General features: G+C 63.0%; 15 protein-coding genes, 1 tRNA gene and 1 pseudogene. 9 read left to right on the top strand and 8 right to left on the bottom strand.

The genetic code is table 11. The features are described from left to right. Positions 1 to 107: 107 nt before the first annotated feature. Genes glmS through citE form a run of 5 tightly spaced genes read left to right on the top strand, consistent with a single transcriptional unit; the run spans position 108 to position 5,481 of the window. A complete protein-coding gene (gene glmS, locus NJU76_RS13160; RefSeq protein WP_254529385.1) occupies positions 108 to 563 on the top strand; it encodes a methylaspartate mutase subunit S in 456 nt (151 codons plus the stop codon). Between the two features lie 8 nt (positions 564 to 571). Continuing rightward, the gene (locus NJU76_RS13155) at positions 572 to 2,005 is read left to right on the top strand and encodes a methylaspartate mutase subunit E (RefSeq protein WP_254529382.1); all 1,434 of its coding nucleotides are present in this window, start codon (positions 572 to 574) and stop codon (positions 2,003 to 2,005) included. Position 2,006: 1 nt separating this feature from the next. Next, positions 2,007 to 3,284 (top strand): methylaspartate ammonia-lyase, encoded by a 1,278-nt coding sequence (locus NJU76_RS13150; RefSeq protein WP_254529380.1) that lies wholly within the window; start codon positions 2,007 to 2,009, stop codon positions 3,282 to 3,284. Next, the gene (gene mch / locus NJU76_RS13145; protein ID WP_254529378.1) at positions 3,277 to 4,389 is read left to right on the top strand and encodes a 2-methylfumaryl-CoA hydratase; all 1,113 of its coding nucleotides are present in this window, start codon (positions 3,277 to 3,279) and stop codon (positions 4,387 to 4,389) included. Before NJU76_RS13150 ends, mch begins: the two co-directional genes overlap by 8 nt. A 48-nt stretch (positions 4,390 to 4,437) precedes the next feature. Then, entirely contained in the window at positions 4,438 to 5,481 is a 1,044-nt protein-coding gene (gene citE / locus NJU76_RS13140; RefSeq protein WP_254529375.1) for an L-malyl-CoA/beta-methylmalyl-CoA lyase, read from the top strand. A 1-nt stretch (position 5,482) separates the two neighbouring features. Here citE and NJU76_RS13135 read toward each other — a convergent pair whose 3' ends face one another. From NJU76_RS13135 to NJU76_RS13125, 3 genes are all read right to left on the bottom strand, one after another. Further along, positions 5,483 to 6,760, bottom strand: coding sequence for an RNA-guided endonuclease InsQ/TnpB family protein (locus tag NJU76_RS13135; RefSeq protein WP_254529372.1), 1,278 nt, complete (start codon positions 6,758 to 6,760; stop codon positions 5,483 to 5,485). Positions 6,761 to 7,144: 384 nt separating this feature from the next. Continuing rightward, a tRNA-Ser gene (locus NJU76_RS13130) sits at positions 7,145 to 7,228 on the bottom strand. Between the two features lie 41 nt (positions 7,229 to 7,269). Next, on the bottom strand, positions 7,270 to 8,010 hold the full coding sequence (locus tag NJU76_RS13125) for a glycosyltransferase family protein (protein ID WP_254529370.1): 741 nt from the start codon (positions 8,008 to 8,010) through the stop codon (positions 7,270 to 7,272). Between the two features lie 175 nt (positions 8,011 to 8,185). Between NJU76_RS13125 and NJU76_RS13120 the strand changes: the two genes are divergently transcribed. Further along, the gene (locus NJU76_RS13120) at positions 8,186 to 8,401 is read left to right on the top strand and encodes a hypothetical protein (RefSeq protein WP_254529368.1); all 216 of its coding nucleotides are present in this window, start codon (positions 8,186 to 8,188) and stop codon (positions 8,399 to 8,401) included. 160 nt (positions 8,402 to 8,561) lie between these two features. Here NJU76_RS13120 and NJU76_RS13115 read toward each other — a convergent pair whose 3' ends face one another. The 4 genes from NJU76_RS13115 to NJU76_RS13100 form a co-directional block, all read right to left on the bottom strand. Then, complete coding sequence (locus NJU76_RS13115) at positions 8,562 to 9,164, bottom strand: uracil-DNA glycosylase (protein ID WP_254532468.1); 603 nt, start codon at positions 9,162 to 9,164, stop codon at positions 8,562 to 8,564. 247 nt (positions 9,165 to 9,411) lie between these two features. Next, positions 9,412 to 9,702 carry a DUF7976 family protein gene (locus tag NJU76_RS13110; protein WP_254529366.1) on the bottom strand — a complete coding sequence of 97 codons (291 nt, stop codon included), beginning with the start codon at positions 9,700 to 9,702 and terminating at the stop codon, positions 9,412 to 9,414. Next, positions 9,699 to 10,775 carry an Mrp/NBP35 family ATP-binding protein gene (locus NJU76_RS13105; RefSeq protein ID WP_254529363.1) on the bottom strand — a complete coding sequence of 359 codons (1,077 nt, stop codon included), beginning with the start codon at positions 10,773 to 10,775 and terminating at the stop codon, positions 9,699 to 9,701. The genes NJU76_RS13110 and NJU76_RS13105 overlap by 4 nt, the downstream gene beginning before the upstream one ends. Positions 10,776 to 11,036: 261 nt before the next feature. Then, complete coding sequence (locus tag NJU76_RS13100; protein ID WP_254529361.1) at positions 11,037 to 11,357, bottom strand: DUF7969 family protein; 321 nt, start codon at positions 11,355 to 11,357, stop codon at positions 11,037 to 11,039. A gap of 161 nt (positions 11,358 to 11,518) precedes the next feature. Here NJU76_RS13100 and NJU76_RS13095 point away from each other — a divergent pair, with 161 nt between their 5' ends. Both NJU76_RS13095 and NJU76_RS27045 read left to right on the top strand, forming a co-directional pair. Continuing rightward, complete coding sequence (locus tag NJU76_RS13095; protein ID WP_254529359.1) at positions 11,519 to 12,370, top strand: eIF2B alpha/beta/delta subunit family protein; 852 nt, start codon at positions 11,519 to 11,521, stop codon at positions 12,368 to 12,370. A 36-nt stretch (positions 12,371 to 12,406) separates the two neighbouring features. Next, positions 12,407 to 12,622, top strand: a pseudogene (locus NJU76_RS27045) (hypothetical protein); the annotation flags it as partial. Positions 12,623 to 12,674: 52 nt separating this feature from the next. Here NJU76_RS27045 and NJU76_RS13090 read toward each other — a convergent pair. Continuing rightward, complete coding sequence (locus NJU76_RS13090) at positions 12,675 to 13,370, bottom strand: ThuA domain-containing protein (RefSeq protein WP_254529357.1); 696 nt, start codon at positions 13,368 to 13,370, stop codon at positions 12,675 to 12,677. Between the two features lie 277 nt (positions 13,371 to 13,647). Here NJU76_RS13090 and NJU76_RS13085 point away from each other — a divergent pair, with 277 nt between their 5' ends. After that, complete coding sequence (locus tag NJU76_RS13085; RefSeq protein ID WP_254529354.1) at positions 13,648 to 14,748, top strand: Gfo/Idh/MocA family protein; 1,101 nt, start codon at positions 13,648 to 13,650, stop codon at positions 14,746 to 14,748. The last annotated feature ends 10 nt before the right edge of the window (positions 14,749 to 14,758 follow it).

Genomic DNA, 14,758 nt, shown 5'->3' with positions numbered 1-14,758 from the left:
TTGGGCTCCAGTACCACATCTCGTGTGAACAACCACCATAGAGACGCTGTTAGGATGTTTAAGGGGTATTATCATTGAAGATCATTAGGTTTATACGGGAGTTCCTCATGGTTCTGCATACGATGTCCCACACGGTCGTCCTCGGCGTGATCGGCTCCGATGCCCACGTCGTTGGCATCACAATACTCGAGCAAGCCTTCAGTGCAGCCGGCTTCGAAGTCGTGAATCTCGGTGTCCAGACCTCCCAGGAGGAGTTCGCCGAGGCCGCGGTAGCCCACGACGCCGAAGCTGTACTGGTCTCGTCGCTCTACGGCCACGCCGAACAGGACTGCCAGGGATTCCACAGCGTCCTCGCGGACGCTGGCGTCGACGCGGTCAGTTACATCGGCGGCAACCTCGCCGTCGGACAGGACGACTTCGAGCAGACCCGGCGGACGTTCCGAGAGCTCGGATTCGACCGCGTCTTCGACTCTGAAACGGATCCTGAGGAAGCGATCGCTGCACTTCGCGAAGACCTCCAGATCAGACCGACGGAGTCGGAACGGGCAACTATCAGTTCGTAGATGACTAGATGATACGAGACGAACGCATTCCATCCGACGAGCTACGGCGTATCGACGAGGAGATTCGGTCGGACTGGCCGACGGGAGCAGATGTCGACTTCGAGGACGCGATCGAGTACCACGAATCGCTTCCGAAGCACAAACGGTTCGCCGACGTTCTCGAGTCGGCCGACAAACCGCTTCTCCAGCCTCGAGCCGGGGTCCCACGGCTCGACGACCAGATCGAACTCTCACAGTACCTTCACCGAGAAGGTCAGGCGGATCTACTGCCGACTACCATCGACTCGTACACGCGCGATAACGAGTACGAAAAGGCCCAGCAAGGGCTGGAGAAGGCCCGAGAGACGGGAGACGATACGCTCAACGGCTTCCCGGCAGTGAACCACGGCGTCGATGGCTGCCGCCAGCTGATCGACGCGGTCGACGCGCCGATCGAAGTCCGCCACGGGACGCCGGACGCCCGGTTGCTCGCGGCGATCACGTTCGCGGGCGGCTTCCAGAGCTTCGAGGGCGGCCCAATCTCGTACAACATTCCCTACACGAAACGCCACGGACTCGAAGAAACCATCGAGAAGTGGCAGTTCGTCGACCGACTGGCGGGGGCATACACCGAACGCGGCGTGCGGATCAACCGCGAGCCGTTCGGGCCCCTCACGGGGACGCTGGTCCCGCCATCGATCGCCATCGCGATCATGCTGGTCGAGGGCAAACTGGCCGCGACACAGGGCGTGCGCTCGATCACGCTCGGTTACGGACAGGTCGGGAACGTCGTGCAGGACGTCGCCGCTCTGAACGCCCTGAAGAAACTCGGCAACGAATACCTGCCCGACGAGGTCGTCGTTACGACCGTCTTTCACGAGTGGATGGGCGGATTCCCGCCGGACGAGGCGCGCGCCAACGGCGTCATCAGCCTTGGCGGGATGACCGCCGCCATCGCAAAGCCCGACAAGGTCATCACCAAGTCGCCCCAGGAGTTCCAGGGAGTTCCGACCAAGGAGGCCAACGCATCCGGGCTGCGTACCACGCGACAGGTCATCGACATGGCGATCGAGCAGAAGATCGACATCGACGGTATCGAGGAGGAACAGGACCTGATCGAGCGCGAAACGCGCTGTCTGATGGATACGATCTTCGAACACGGTGACGGCGACGTCGTCCAGGGGACGCTCAACGCGTTCGACACCGGGGCGCTCGATGTCCCGTTCGCACCCAGCGACAGCGCACGGGGGGCCATCCTCCCGGCGCGGGACGACGACGGACGGGTCCGCATCTTCGAATGGGCCGACCTCGAGATGGACGACGATATTAAGGAGATTCACAAGGCTCGACTCTCGCGACGCGCCGACACGGAAGGCCGCGACCAGTCGTTCCGGATGGTCGCAGACGACGTCGACGCGATCAGTGATGGAAAGCTCATCGGCCGACCACAGGGTGACGTCTAACATGGAAATCACAGGAGTGTACGCCACGCCCGGTTACTCCGGGTTCTTTTTCGACGATCAGCGCGCGATCAAGCAGGGAGCAACGCAAGACGGCTTCACCTACGAGGGCGAACCCGTCACCGAGGGCTTCGACGAAATTCGACAGGCCGGCGAGTCGATCGTCGTCGATATCGAACTCGCAGACGGGTCCGTCGTTCGGGGCGACTGCGCCGCGGTCCAGTACTCCGGCGCCGGCGGGCGCGATCCGCTGTTCAAAGCCGACGAATACGCCCCCGTCATCGAGGGGGCCGTCGCCGAGGAACTCGAGGGCCGCGATGCGGCCGACTTCCTCTCGAACGCCGAATTACTCGAGGAGATGCGAGTCGAGGGCGATCGGCTCCACACCGCGATCCGCTACGGCGTCTCACAGGCGCTGCTCGCGGCGGCGGCCGACGCCGAGAAGACGACCCGGACGGACGTCGTGGCCGACGCGCTCGGTACCGAGCCCGCGACTGAGCCGGTTCCCGTTTTCGGACAATCCGGGGACGATCGGTACACCAACACGGAGAAGATGTTCATCAAGGGTGTTCCCGTCTTGCCCCACGCGCTCATCAACAGCGTCGAGAAGATCGGCGAAGACGGTGAGACGCTACTCGAATACGTCGAATGGCTCACCCGGCGCTCCCAGGAACTCGGTCCCGAGGGGTACGAGCCGCGTTTCCACATCGACGTCTACGGGATGATCGGCGAGATTTTCGACGCGCCGTACGATCGCAACGAGGTGGTCGAGTACTTCGCCGCGCTCGAAGAGGCTGCCGCACCGTATCCAATCCAGATAGAGGGGCCGATGGACGTCGGGAACCGCGAGGACCAGATCGCGGCGATGATCGAGCTTCGCCAGGGGCTCGCCGAGGCGAACGTCAGCGTCGACATCGTTGCCGACGAGTGGTGCAACACGTTCGAGGACGTTCGAGCGTTCGTCGACGCGGAAGCGGCCGATCTCGTGCAGGTCAAGACGCCCGATCTCGGTGGCATCCACCGCAGCGGACAGGCAGTTCGCTACTGCGAGGGGACCGACACGCGGGCGTACCTCGGTGGTACTTGCAACGAGACGGAGACGTCCGCGCGCGCTTGCGCCCACGTCGCACTCGCGACGAACGCCGCACAGGTGCTCGCAAAGCCCGGCATGGGCTTCGACGAGGGATACATGATCGTCGAAAACGAGATGCGTCGAACGATCGCCCGACGGAAACGGGAACAGTTAACGGTAGACACGGACGAGGTGACAGCAGATGACTGAGTGGACCGATCCCGATACGTTCGCACAGGTACTCGAACAGGTCGAAACCAGGGAGAAGGGAAACTGCTTCGAAGACTTCGAGGAAGGGGACGTGATCGAACACGAACCCGGACTCACCCTCACCCAGTTCGGCAACGAGCAGTGGATGGGACAGACGCTCAATCACGACCCCGTCTACTGGCGGACCGACGCCGCCAAAGAGCGTGGCTTCGACGAGCCGCCGGTCCACCCCGACTACCTGACTGCCGCGACGCTCGGTATTACCGTCGAGGACCTCAGTGAGAAGGGCGGCTACTTCCTCGGTCGGACCGACGTGCGATTTCCCACTGCGCCAGTCTACACCGGCACCGAACTCCACGTCGAGAGCGAAGTCGTCAACTGCGCCACCTCGAGTTCCCGACCGGAGTACGGCATCGTCTCCTGGCGCACCCGCGGCAAGGACGCCGGGACCGGCGACGTACTCTGCTCCTACGAGCGTACGAACATGATTCCCCGCCGCGAACCCGTCGCGACGGACGGGAGCGGTGCCGCGGCCGCCGAAGACGACGGCGACGACGGCCCTGACCTCCCCGACGAGTTCGTCACGCCCGAGGGCGGCTACTTCGAGGACTTCGTCGACGCACTCGCGGAAGCCGAGGGCCGCGACGCCGCGGTCGCCTACCGCCACGAACGCGGTCGAACCCAGGACGACGTTACCGTCGCTTCGCTGCCGCTTTCGACGCTCAACACGGCCAAACAGCACCACAACGTCGACGTAATGGCCAACTCGCCCTCGGGCAACATCGTCACTTACGGCGACGTCACCCGCTCGACCGCGCTTGGCCACGCCCGCTCGGACGAGCAGACCTGGCGTGAGGTCGGCTTCGACGACGAATCCTTCCACACGTTCGTCGCCGTGGGCGACACCGTCTACGCCTTTACGCGCGTTATCGAGGCCGAAGACAGCGTCGAGGAAACCTCGACTGGCTCTCGGACATCGTCCGAGAACGACGCCTCGAGCGACGAGGCTGGGACCGTCACCTTCGAACACATCGCGTTCAATCAGCACGACGAACCCGTCTACTCTGGGACGCGAACCGCCGAGATTCGAAAGCGTTCTAACTAACACGAACGATAATCAAAAACGATTGCAGACGACCACGAATTCAGAGACATGACTGACGACATCCGACTCTGCCGCACGTTCCAGACCGCACCGGCCGCCGTCCCCAAAGAGGACTCCGCGAAGTATCTCGTCTCCGCCCTCGAGGCCGAGGGCTTTCAGGCTCCCGACTGGCTCGTCCCCGACATGGAAGACGGGACCGCCCCGGACATGAAAGCCGAGGGACTCGAGAACACCATCGAGAAGGTCCCGCAGTACGACTTCCCGGGCGAAATCTGGCCTCGCGTCGAGTGGAGCTACGAGGACGAGGAGTACTGCGAGAAGGGACGCGACCAGATCGACCGACTCGTCGCCGATCTCGGCGACGAGATCGAAGGTGTCGTGGTTCCCAAGGTCGGTCGCCTCGAGGACGTCGAGCGCGCCGCCGCGGTCGTCGCCGAAGCCGAGGCCGAACACGGCTACGAGGACGGCTCGATCGGGCTCTCGATCATCATCGAAACCGGCCGCGCCCGCTCCGACCTGCGCGAAATTTCCACGTTCGGTGAGGACTCCCGTCTCACCGCACTCGTCTTCGGTCCCGTCGATTACGCCGCCGAACTCGGCGGCCGCGACCTCGGCGACGGCATGCCCCGCTGGGACGGCCTGCTCGAGGCCCTCTCGAACGAATCCAGCGCCGCGGGCCTGCTTTCGATCGGCGGTCCCTTCGACGACCTGTTCAAAGAGCGCGCCGGCCTGACGTACTACAACGCCGACGACTACGCCGATCAGGTCGAACACGAAGCGAAGCTCGGACTCGACGGCTCCTGGTCGTTGTACCCCAAACAGACCATCCAGGCCAACACGATCCACATGCCCACCCCCGACGAGCTCGAGCGCGACGTCCACAAGATCGAGCGCTTCAACGAAGCCAAACGCGAGGGCACCGGCGCGGTCACCATCGACGGCCAGATGGTCGACGAAGCGACTTTCAAGAACTTCCGCAACACGGTCCAGCAGGTCTGCGCGATCGACGACATCCGACCGTCCCAGACCGAGGAGTTCTACGACGCCGGCTTGCTGTCTCGAGCGCGCGACCTCGAACTCTCCTACCGGTGAACTACCCCGCCCTACTCGTCGCCTTCGGCGACTCCTTGAGGGCGTGGCTTCCTGCTTCGACGACGCGACTTGCAGATACTTCAGAAGTATCCACAGCGGTCGCAGTCTCCACAGGCGTTGCTTCGGAGTGAACCACTCCTAGGTTCTCCAGACCACGCGACTGGATATTCAACGCCGCGTTCCAATCCCTGTCCAATTCGAATCCACACGACGGACACGAGTGTTCGCGGACCCACAACGGCTTCTCAGTCTCCACGCCACACGATGCACACTCTTTTGTCGTGCCACTCGGTTCGACTTCGATGACGTGACACTCGTTCTTCCGACCGTGATGTTTCAGAATCGTACTGAAGTTTCGCCAGCCAACCTCGGCCTTGTTCCGAGCGTTGCCACTGGCTTCGAGCATCGACTTCACGTTCAAATCCTCAACGAACACTGCCTCGTACTCTGAAGTATAAAAGTGCGCGAGTTTGTGCTTATAGTCTCGCTTCTTGTTCGACATGCGAGCATGGATTTCAGCGACTCGCCGCCGTTGCGTCTCCCAGTTGTTCGACTCGTATTGCTTGCGAGAAAGAGCGCGTTGCTCGCGCTCGAGGCGCTCACGCTCCGCAGACAGGTCGAGACGTCCGATAGACCGTCCATCCGAATCGTGGACGAAGGTGAGAACGCCGAGGTCGATCCCAACTGTGTCTTCCGGCTCAATGTCAGCTGAGTCTGGTTTCTCTGGTTCCTCAGTGCTGATGCAGAACGAAGCATACCACGCTCCTGTGGGCTCTTTCTTCACCGTGACTTCTTTGATAGTATCGTGGTCAGGAAGGTCGCGGTGAAGTCGAAGTGGGATTTCAAGGGTTTCGCCGCGTACTTTTGTAAGGCGGAGTATCGCTCGGTCTCTCGGGCCACTCTTCGTGTCGAGTTCGAAGCCCGATTGCCGGTACGTAAAACTCCGGTACTCACGCGGTGACTTCCAGTTCAACGAGCCAACATCGTAGCCCTTGGCTTTGAGTGTGCCGAGGTTGGTGATGTTGGTTCGGATACGCTCGACAGCTTTCTGCAAGACGGTGGAGTAGACCTGTTTGAGGTCAGTCCACTGTTGTTTGAGTTCTGGCAGTTCATCGCGGACGTGCCAGACACGCTGTCGAAGCGTCCCCTCGTCTTCTGGTATCTTGGTGAATTCGTGGAGGGCGTGGTTGTAGAGTTGTCGCACGGTGTCACGAGTCCAGTCGAGACTCTCCCGTTGAGTGGTGGTGGGAAAGAGACGGTATCGTGGACTGTACTCCATGCGACTTGTTTTCGCCTATGGAGTGTAATTTATTAAGTGTTTGTGAGTAGGGGTGTGTGACGATCGTACGGGTACTGTATCCCCGCCCTCCTCGCTCCCGTCGGTCGCTCCTCGAGGACGGGGGCTTAGCACCCTCTCTTTCAGCTAACGCCGCTCGCCTCGCGAATTCCCCGCACGGTTTTCGGTTTTCTGCCACCTCGAGCTGCTGCGACCGGTTGACGAAGCCGACGGCCGCGCCGAGCTGACGTCGTCGAACCCAGGCGACTCGCCGTCGGCGTGGCCGGAGTGCGAATCGTGTCTACAGTGGGTACTCTCGAGCGCCGCCGGTGTCGATTCAGTTCTCACTATCCACGCGTTGCTCCTCACGTCCGTTCGTCGCAAAAGCGGTAGGGATGGGATTTGAACCCATGAGGCTTGACAGCCACCTGCTCTCAAGGCAGGCGCGTTAGGCCGCTCTGCCACCCCACCTCGTCTCCCGGTTCGGCGTACGTTCAAAAAGGGTTGTCGGTCTACTGGCGCTCGAGCCCGCCGCCCTCTCCGACCGAAATCCCGAGTTCGTCCACCAGCGCTGCCGTCGCCTCGGCATCCGGTCGATCGGCGGACTGGCGCGCTTCGAGCCCTGCGATCGTCGTTTGCAGTCCGACGGGCGACGTTACCGTCGGGAGCATCGGTGCGAAGCCGACGCCGAGACCGCCCTCGGCCCCGCGCCGGGCCAGCGTCGACAGTTCCGGCGTCGTGTACGCGTCGGTGAAATCGATCGGCTCGGAAAACCCTCCGAAATAGGTCCGCCCGCCGGTTGACGGCCCGATGACGACGTCGTGGCGACGCAGCGACATCGCCGCACCGTCGATTTCCGTTCGGTTGACCAGCGGAACGGTCGGTTCGAGGACGCCGACGCTCTGTGCGTCTTCGCGCTCGAGCAGGTGGGTGACGGTGTTGCCGACGCGAGCCGATCGACTCGAGCCGACCTGCCGCTCGAATCGGACGTCGGCGTCCTCGCCGAGAGCGTCACGGACGAGCGCCCGTACCTCCGCTTCCGGGTCGCCGTATGCCTGTGTTTCGGGCAGCGTCTCGGCGTCTCGATAATTGACCAGAAGGTCGCCGCCGCTCCGTGCGACGGCCCACAGGACGTCCGCGAGGGCGGCCTCGTACAGCGACGCCGCCTCGGCGTCGGAGAGCGGGGACTGCTCGGCGAGCGACTGAAGGACGAGGCCGTCTCGCGGCGGATCGACCGGAACGACGACGATCATACCGACCATTCGGTGCGCGCGGTTCTTGAACGCGGCGTTTCCTGGTATTGTGCGCAGATCGTCCGGTAACCAGTACGATGCTCTCGAAGATCGAACGCTGCGAGGACGGATTCGAGCGATCCCGGTGCGGCAGAAATAGCGACGAATTATAATGGCGGAGTGTGATCGGGCGAGCATGGACGATCGCTCGATCGCCGGACTGCTCGCGATAATCGTGATCGTAGCACTGGCTATCCTCGGCGTGTACGGCTTCGGAACCGGCTACTTGATCGACGCATCCGAATACCTCACCTCGACGATCGGCGTCCTCGTCGTCGCTATCCTCGCCGTGGGTGCGCTCATTGCCCTCGGCGCAGGCTCGAGACGCTGGCGCGAGAACCCGTACTGGTGATCGACTGCTCCATTTTGCTCCGGTACCCGCTTCGTTCCTTTCGTTCCCCCGTTCCTACCGTTTCTACAGGCGGAGCAGGCCGAGTGCCTCGGGGTCGTACGGATATCGAAGATTTCCGTGACTACGCGGAGCGTCTCGAACCACGTGACCCCGAGGCGGTTCACCGTTCTTGTCGCCCCTTCGTCTGCCGATAATCTGACGCCATGAGCTGTGCGAAGGTCTCGAGCCAGGTCTGCGTTTGCTCGTCGGTCTGTTCGTGCGGGTCGATCATCGGGACCAGTTCGAATCCGCGGCCGCGAATCCGCGTCGCGTGGTCGTCCGGAAGCACGAGCGCGTCGGCAGGTGTCGTCGTGTACTCGGTTCCCAGTTCCGTCAGTGCGCGTTCACCGACGGGAACGAGAATCTCGGGGTTGATCATCCGGATTTCAGCGTTGAGGTAGGGTTCACACGTGTCGATTTCGTCGTCGGTCGGCCGTCGGTCGGGGTCGCGACAGCGCGTCAGATTCGTCAGGTAGGCGTTCTCGAGTGCGGGCGCGTCGGCCGGCGAGGTAACGTCACAGAGGCCGAGGCGTTCGAGCATCCGCCGAAGCCCACCGTTACCGTCGCGTCCGCCCGCGCCGGCGAACGGGACGCCGACCGCGTCCGCCTGCGTCGTCGGCCGCTCGCCGACGAACAGGAAATCCGCACCGACGTCGCCGTAGCCGTGGACAACTTGCGTGCGTGTCTCACAGAGCGACGGACAGTTCCGACACTCCTCGTCCATGCCGAAGGGGTTCGCTCGAGACTGTTGATTCACGTCCACAATCGCACCTCGAGGGGCAGACGCAAAAGTGGCGCGTCCGAATTTAGTCCGGTCGCCGCCGAGAGCCGAGCGGTGCGTCGTCGAGCGACGGGTGATCGGGACGACGGAGCGTACGCAAAATCGCGGGTCTAGGTGGGCACGAGGGGGCGCGACAGCGACAGCGACACGGTGAAAAGGTGAGTACCGGTATTGTATCGACCGAACCGACTCAGCGATCGAGGCCGCCGCGTTCGATGACCTCCAGGATGACCTTCATATTGCGAACGATCTCCTCAGGCGAGGTATCCTCGCGCTCGTCGTAGAGGTCGCTGGTTCGGTACAGGACGTTCGCGAGTTGCTCGCGCTCGGTCGAGTCACCACGAATTTCGTCGGCGATGTCCCGGAGGAAGTCGACGCGCTCGGCGTCGGATTCGAATTCGAAATCCGTGTCTGCGGCGTCACCGCTCGCGCCGACACCGGTATCGTCGCCGTCGCCCGAGCCGTGGGTGCCGTCGGTCATCGATCGGGTGACGCTGCTTCGCTCCGGTGCGTCTGAGAGACCCCCTGTCGGTGGACGATCCCGGTATTGTTGGCGACGTTCTCGGTGAGCATTCGGAGCGCGTCGCTGGTGTCGTCCCCCTCTTTCAGGACGGTCGGCTTCCCGCCATCGCCGCCCTCGCGCACGGCGGGATCGAGCGGAATCGAGCCGAGGAAGGGCATGTCGTGTTCCTCGGCGAACCCCTCGCCGCCGCCGGAGCCGAAAATGTCGTGTTCGCCGCCGCAGTCAGGACAGACGAACGTCGACATGTTCTCGGCGATTCCCAGGACGACGGTGTCGTGCTTGGCGAACATCTCGAGGCCCTTCCGGGCGTCGTCAAGCGCGACACCCTGTGGGGTCGTGACGATGACGGCGCCGGTGACAGGCATAGTCTGAAGCATCGTCAGTTGGGTGTCACCGGTTCCTGGCGGGAGATCGACGACGAGGTAGTCGAGGTAGCCCCATTCGACGTCCTCGGTGAGTTGCGTGATGACTTTGTGGACCATCGGGCCGCGCCAGATGACCGGGTCGTCCTCGCCGGTGAGAAAAGCCATGCTCATTAGCTTCACGCCGTACTTTTCGGGCGGCACGAGGGTTTCGTCCTCGGTGGCCATCGGCGGCTCGTCGGCGGCCACCATCCGTGGAACGTTCGGCCCGTAGACGTCCGCGTCGAAGAGCCCGACGCGGGCACCGAGTTGGGAGAGACCGGCCACGAGGTTGACTGCGACAGTCGATTTGCCGACGCCGCCCTTTCCGGAGGCGACTGCGATAACGTTCTTGACGTTCGGCAGCACCTGTTCCTCGCTCGTGAGATCGTCTCGATCGGGAACGCTCGCGGTGAGATCCGGCTCGAGGCCCACTTCGGTCAGTACCCGTCGAACATCGGCGGCGATGTCACTCTCGGTGGGCGAATAGGGAGCCCCAAGGGCGAGATCGACCGCGACGTGGTCTCCGTCGACGTCGATGTCGTTGACGAGTCCGAGCGAAACGATGTCGTCGCCGAGTTCCGGATCATCGACCGTCCGGAGGCGGTCGCGAATCGCGGCTTCGTCCATGTCTGTAGGTACTTCCGGGCCTCGAAAAGGGTTGTGTTCCCACCTTTTTACGAGCGGTCCTCGCTCGTTCCGCTCGCTCGAATCGCCCGCACAATCTGAACCAAAAGAGGCCGCTCGCTCCCGCTGGTCGCTCGTGGGTACATCGCCTCGAAACCGCCCTTCCTCATCAGGCGTCCGCTCAGCGGCTTGCTACACGGAACGAGGAGAGTCATTCTTCCGTGATTCCGGGCGCCATCCCGTGATTCCGGGCGCCATCCGTTCCTACGCGTTGAAATCGAACCGCGGCCCGCCGTATGTCGGCGGATCAGGCTCGAGTTCTACGCCCTGCTCGTAGCGGACAAAATTGAGGTAGAACGGGCGGCCACAGCCCTCGACGGGGTCGCCCTCCAGATCGGTGACGGGTCCGTCCTCGCCACAGAGAAACTCGATTCCGTCGGCCTCCTCGACGGCCTCGTCCGGGGCGGCGTACTCCCACCCCGGTTGGGGGACCGTGGTGACGGATCGATCCGCGAGGTCGGGCCGGCGCTCGACGCTCACGACGGCACCGCAGTGCGGGCACGTGTACCTGACGGTGATGGTCATCGACGGATCTAGGTGGTCCGAGGACGTATACCGTTCGCTGTCTATCGCTGGCGGAGGCCGTTATCGCCGGGACCGTGCCAGGCCTCGTGGCCCGAGATACACGACCGCTGACGGTCCGTGCACCCGGAACACCTTTCCCGCTGTCGGGAATTCGTCAACGTATGATCGACGAGACGGCCGAGGAAATCAGGGAGATGCAAACGCACAGCTCCTCGGTAGTAGCCGTAAATGCCGCACGAGCTCTCGAGGAGCTCGTCGAGCGGGAGTTCGCCACGGTCGAAGAGTACACCCGCGCGCTCGAGCGCAACGGCTCCGTCCTACGGCGGGCGAACCCTTCGCACGCCTCGCTACAAAACGCCGTTCGGGAGGTCGTCGACGACGTGACCGACGCAGATCCCGACAGCGTCGAGGAGGCGCGGCGACTGACGAGCGAGAAGATCGACGAGGTCGTCACGCGGATCGAATCCGGCAAGCGGCTGGCGGCCGAAAACGCCGTCGACGAACTCACCGACGGCGCGACATTGCTGACTCACGATTATTCCTCGACGGTCCTCGAAGCCCTCGAACAGGCGATCGAGGGAGGGAAAACGTTCGACGTCTACGTCACTGAGGCACGGCCCCGATATCTCGGACGCAAGACCGCCAGAACGCTCGCCGATTTCGAGGGGATCGACGCGACGCTGGTGACCGACAGCGCCCACGGGATCTACCTCGAGGAGTGTGACCGGGTCGTCGTCGGGATGGACTGCATCGTCAATGAGACGCTATACAACCGCGTCGGGACGTTTCCGATCGCGGCGACGGCGGCGCAGGTCGGTGTCCCGGTCACGGTCCTCGGTTCGGCCTCGAAAATCGTGAGCGAGGGGTTCGTCTTCGAGAACGAATTCCGCCCGGACAGCGAGGTGATGGCTGAACCAGCCGACGGCTTCGACGTGAAGAACCCCGCCTACGACGCGACGCCGGTCGACCTGCTCGAGAGCGTCATCACAGACGAAGGTCGACAGCCGTTCTGAACCGACGAAGAGCCCGCCGCGACTTCCGAAAACCTGAGGCAGACAGAACAGGCAGTCAGGCAGATGGCACGGCCTGTAACCTCGGAAATCACCGATTTCCGGGATGGCGAAAATGCGCGGCGTTTTCGAGTACGGTTCGAGTGGGACGACCACGACTGGTCTGAGTCACCACGCTCTCACCGTCCCGAAGAACGGCGCGCAGACGCGAGTATCGTTCACTATGACGGGAATATTTCCTCCGGGGACGCGTAGACCGGCTGAGACTCATACGGAGGAAACCACGCCGTTCACGGCGTGAAGGATGTCACGACCGTTCGCCGAACGTCCGTGGTGCCCCCTCGGTCGGACTGGCCCACTCGACAGCGTTGCGAAGCACACGGCGAACCGCCGCGTTGTTGTAGATCGGATAGGTTTCGTGACCCGGCCGGAAATAAAAGATTCGGCCGTTTCCCCGCCGGTAACAGCAGCCGCTTCGAAACACCTCGCCGCCCTCGAACCAGCTGATGAACACCTGACGATCGGGTTCGGGGACGTCGAACGGTTCGCCATACATCTCCGTTTCGGGGAGTTCGATGACTTCGTTCAGACCGTCGGCGATCGGATGGCCGGGATCGACGACCCACAGCCGCTCGGTACCGCCATCCTCGCGATACTGTAGGCTGCAAGACGTTCCCATGAGCCGCGTAAAGGGCTTCGCGTAGTGACTCGAGTGCAGCGGAATAAACCCCATCCCCTCGAGAACGTGGCGATGAACGCGGTCGGCGACCACGTCCGAGACCTCGTCGTGGGCCTCGTGGCCCCACCACAGGAGGACGTCGGTATCCTCGAGGACATCGGCTGTGAGACCGTGGTGTGGGTCGTCGAGCGTTGCGGTCTGGACGTCGTATTCGTCGGTGAGTGCGTCGGCGATTGCCTCGTGGATCCCATCGGGGTAGGCGACCTCCGCCGCCTGCTCCTCGCGTTCGTGGCGGAACTCGTTCCAGATCGTGACTGCTACCATGCCAGTTCGCTCGACCGACGTGAACTTAGCTTGGGAGGACGCGGGCGGGAACGGACACGATTAATAACATGTTTATTCAATATATTCGAATATTCGTGTCGTAATAGTATGGATCGGTGTCAAGTGGTAAATGATTGCACAGATTAATCGGTCACAACCCTTATTTTGATCGCCGACTGCCTCTCTCTATGGACCGGGATCGCACTCAAACGTCATCGAAATGGTTCGTTTCTCACCGCACGTTCGTTTCTGCTGACTCGAGATCAGGGGCCGAAACATGATCGGCGTCGGCATCGTCGGTCTCGGCGGAATGGGCACCCTCCACGCTCAAAGCGTTCGGAATCTCGGCGCCGACGTCGTCGCCGGTGCGGACCTCGTCCCGGAACAACGGAGACGATTCACCGACGAATTCGGCGCCGCCACGTACGAGACCCACGAGGAACTCGTCGTCGACGATGCGGTCGACGCCGTCATCGTGACGACGCCCAATCGATTCCACGAACCGATCGCCGTCGCAGCCCTCGAGGCCGGCCACCACGTCCTCGTCGAAAAACCGCTCGCGCACACCTTAGAAAGCGCTGAACGGATCGCCGACGCAGCGGCCAGAGCCGATGGAATCTGTATGGTCGGGTTTCACAACCGCCATGCCGCCTCGATGGCCATGTTCGACGAACAGCACGCCCGCGGCCGCTTCGGCGACCTGACTCACGTCGAAGCCAACTACGTCCGTCGACGCGGCGTCCCGGGTCCTGGGTCGTGGTTTACCGACTCCGAACTCGCCGGCGGCGGTGCGCTACTCGACATCGGCGTCCACGCCCTCGACCTCGCCCTCTACGCGCTGGACTTTCCCGAGGTCGTCGAGGTGAGCGGCGTCACACGAACCACGTTCGGCACCACGGATGAATACGCCGATCCAGAGGGCTTCGGTGACAACTGGGACGCCGAGGCCGGGACGTACGACGTCGACGATTCGGTCAGCGCGTTCGTCCGCTGTGCCGACGGCCAGACAATCTCACTCGAGGCCGCTTGGGCTACCAACCGCCAAGAGAGCATGGACTTTCGCGTCCGCGGGACTCAGGCGGGCGCGCAGTTCGACATCGGCGACACCAACTTGGAAATTCTCGAGGCGGGAACCGCCGGCAGCGACTACTACGCTGACGTCGATATGACCGGCGACGCCACCGTGACTGGCTACGCCGAGCAGGACGAAGCGTTCCTCGCGGCCGTCGCCGCGGGTGTGGCGCCGGAGACCAACACCGTCGAGGAGGCGCTGACCGTCCAGCGCGTCATCGACGCGATTTACCGCTCGAGCGAGAGCGGCCGGTCGGTGACGCTCGCGGAGAGTACGCGGGAAACGACCGCACGGGCTAGACGGTAGCAGCGGACGT

The organism is Natrinema gelatinilyticum (genome assembly GCF_024266705.1).
GTDB classification, from domain to species: domain Archaea; phylum Halobacteriota; class Halobacteria; order Halobacteriales; family Natrialbaceae; genus Natrinema; species Natrinema gelatinilyticum.
The sequence above is the reverse complement of the archived record's forward strand: the minus strand, read 5'-3'. Positions and strand labels throughout refer to the sequence as shown.

Coding starts and splice junctions, on each gene's coding strand:
- NJU76_RS13120 (WP_254529368.1), top strand. CDS start 8,186: ATGGACGATCGCTCGATCGCCGGACTGCTCGCGATAATCGTGATCGTA.
- NJU76_RS13090 (WP_254529357.1), bottom strand. CDS start 13,370: ATGGTAGCAGTCACGATCTGGAACGAGTTCCGCCACGAACGCGAGGAG.
- NJU76_RS13115 (WP_254532468.1), bottom strand. CDS start 9,164: ATGGACGAGGAGTGTCGGAACTGTCCGTCGCTCTGTGAGACACGCACG.
- NJU76_RS13155 (WP_254529382.1), top strand. CDS start 572: ATGATACGAGACGAACGCATTCCATCCGACGAGCTACGGCGTATCGAC.
- NJU76_RS13085 (WP_254529354.1), top strand. CDS start 13,648: ATGATCGGCGTCGGCATCGTCGGTCTCGGCGGAATGGGCACCCTCCAC.
- mch (WP_254529378.1), top strand. CDS start 3,277: ATGACTGAGTGGACCGATCCCGATACGTTCGCACAGGTACTCGAACAG.
- NJU76_RS13110 (WP_254529366.1), bottom strand. CDS start 9,702: ATGACCGACGGCACCCACGGCTCGGGCGACGGCGACGATACCGGTGTC.
- NJU76_RS13150 (WP_254529380.1), top strand. CDS start 2,007: ATGGAAATCACAGGAGTGTACGCCACGCCCGGTTACTCCGGGTTCTTT.
- citE (WP_254529375.1), top strand. CDS start 4,438: ATGACTGACGACATCCGACTCTGCCGCACGTTCCAGACCGCACCGGCC.
- NJU76_RS13100 (WP_254529361.1), bottom strand. CDS start 11,357: ATGACCATCACCGTCAGGTACACGTGCCCGCACTGCGGTGCCGTCGTG.
- NJU76_RS13095 (WP_254529359.1), top strand. CDS start 11,519: ATGATCGACGAGACGGCCGAGGAAATCAGGGAGATGCAAACGCACAGC.
- NJU76_RS13125 (WP_254529370.1), bottom strand. CDS start 8,010: ATGATCGTCGTCGTTCCGGTCGATCCGCCGCGAGACGGCCTCGTCCTT.
- NJU76_RS13135 (WP_254529372.1), bottom strand. CDS start 6,760: ATGGAGTACAGTCCACGATACCGTCTCTTTCCCACCACCACTCAACGG.
- NJU76_RS13105 (WP_254529363.1), bottom strand. CDS start 10,775: ATGGACGAAGCCGCGATTCGCGACCGCCTCCGGACGGTCGATGATCCG.
- glmS (WP_254529385.1), top strand. CDS start 108: ATGGTTCTGCATACGATGTCCCACACGGTCGTCCTCGGCGTGATCGGC.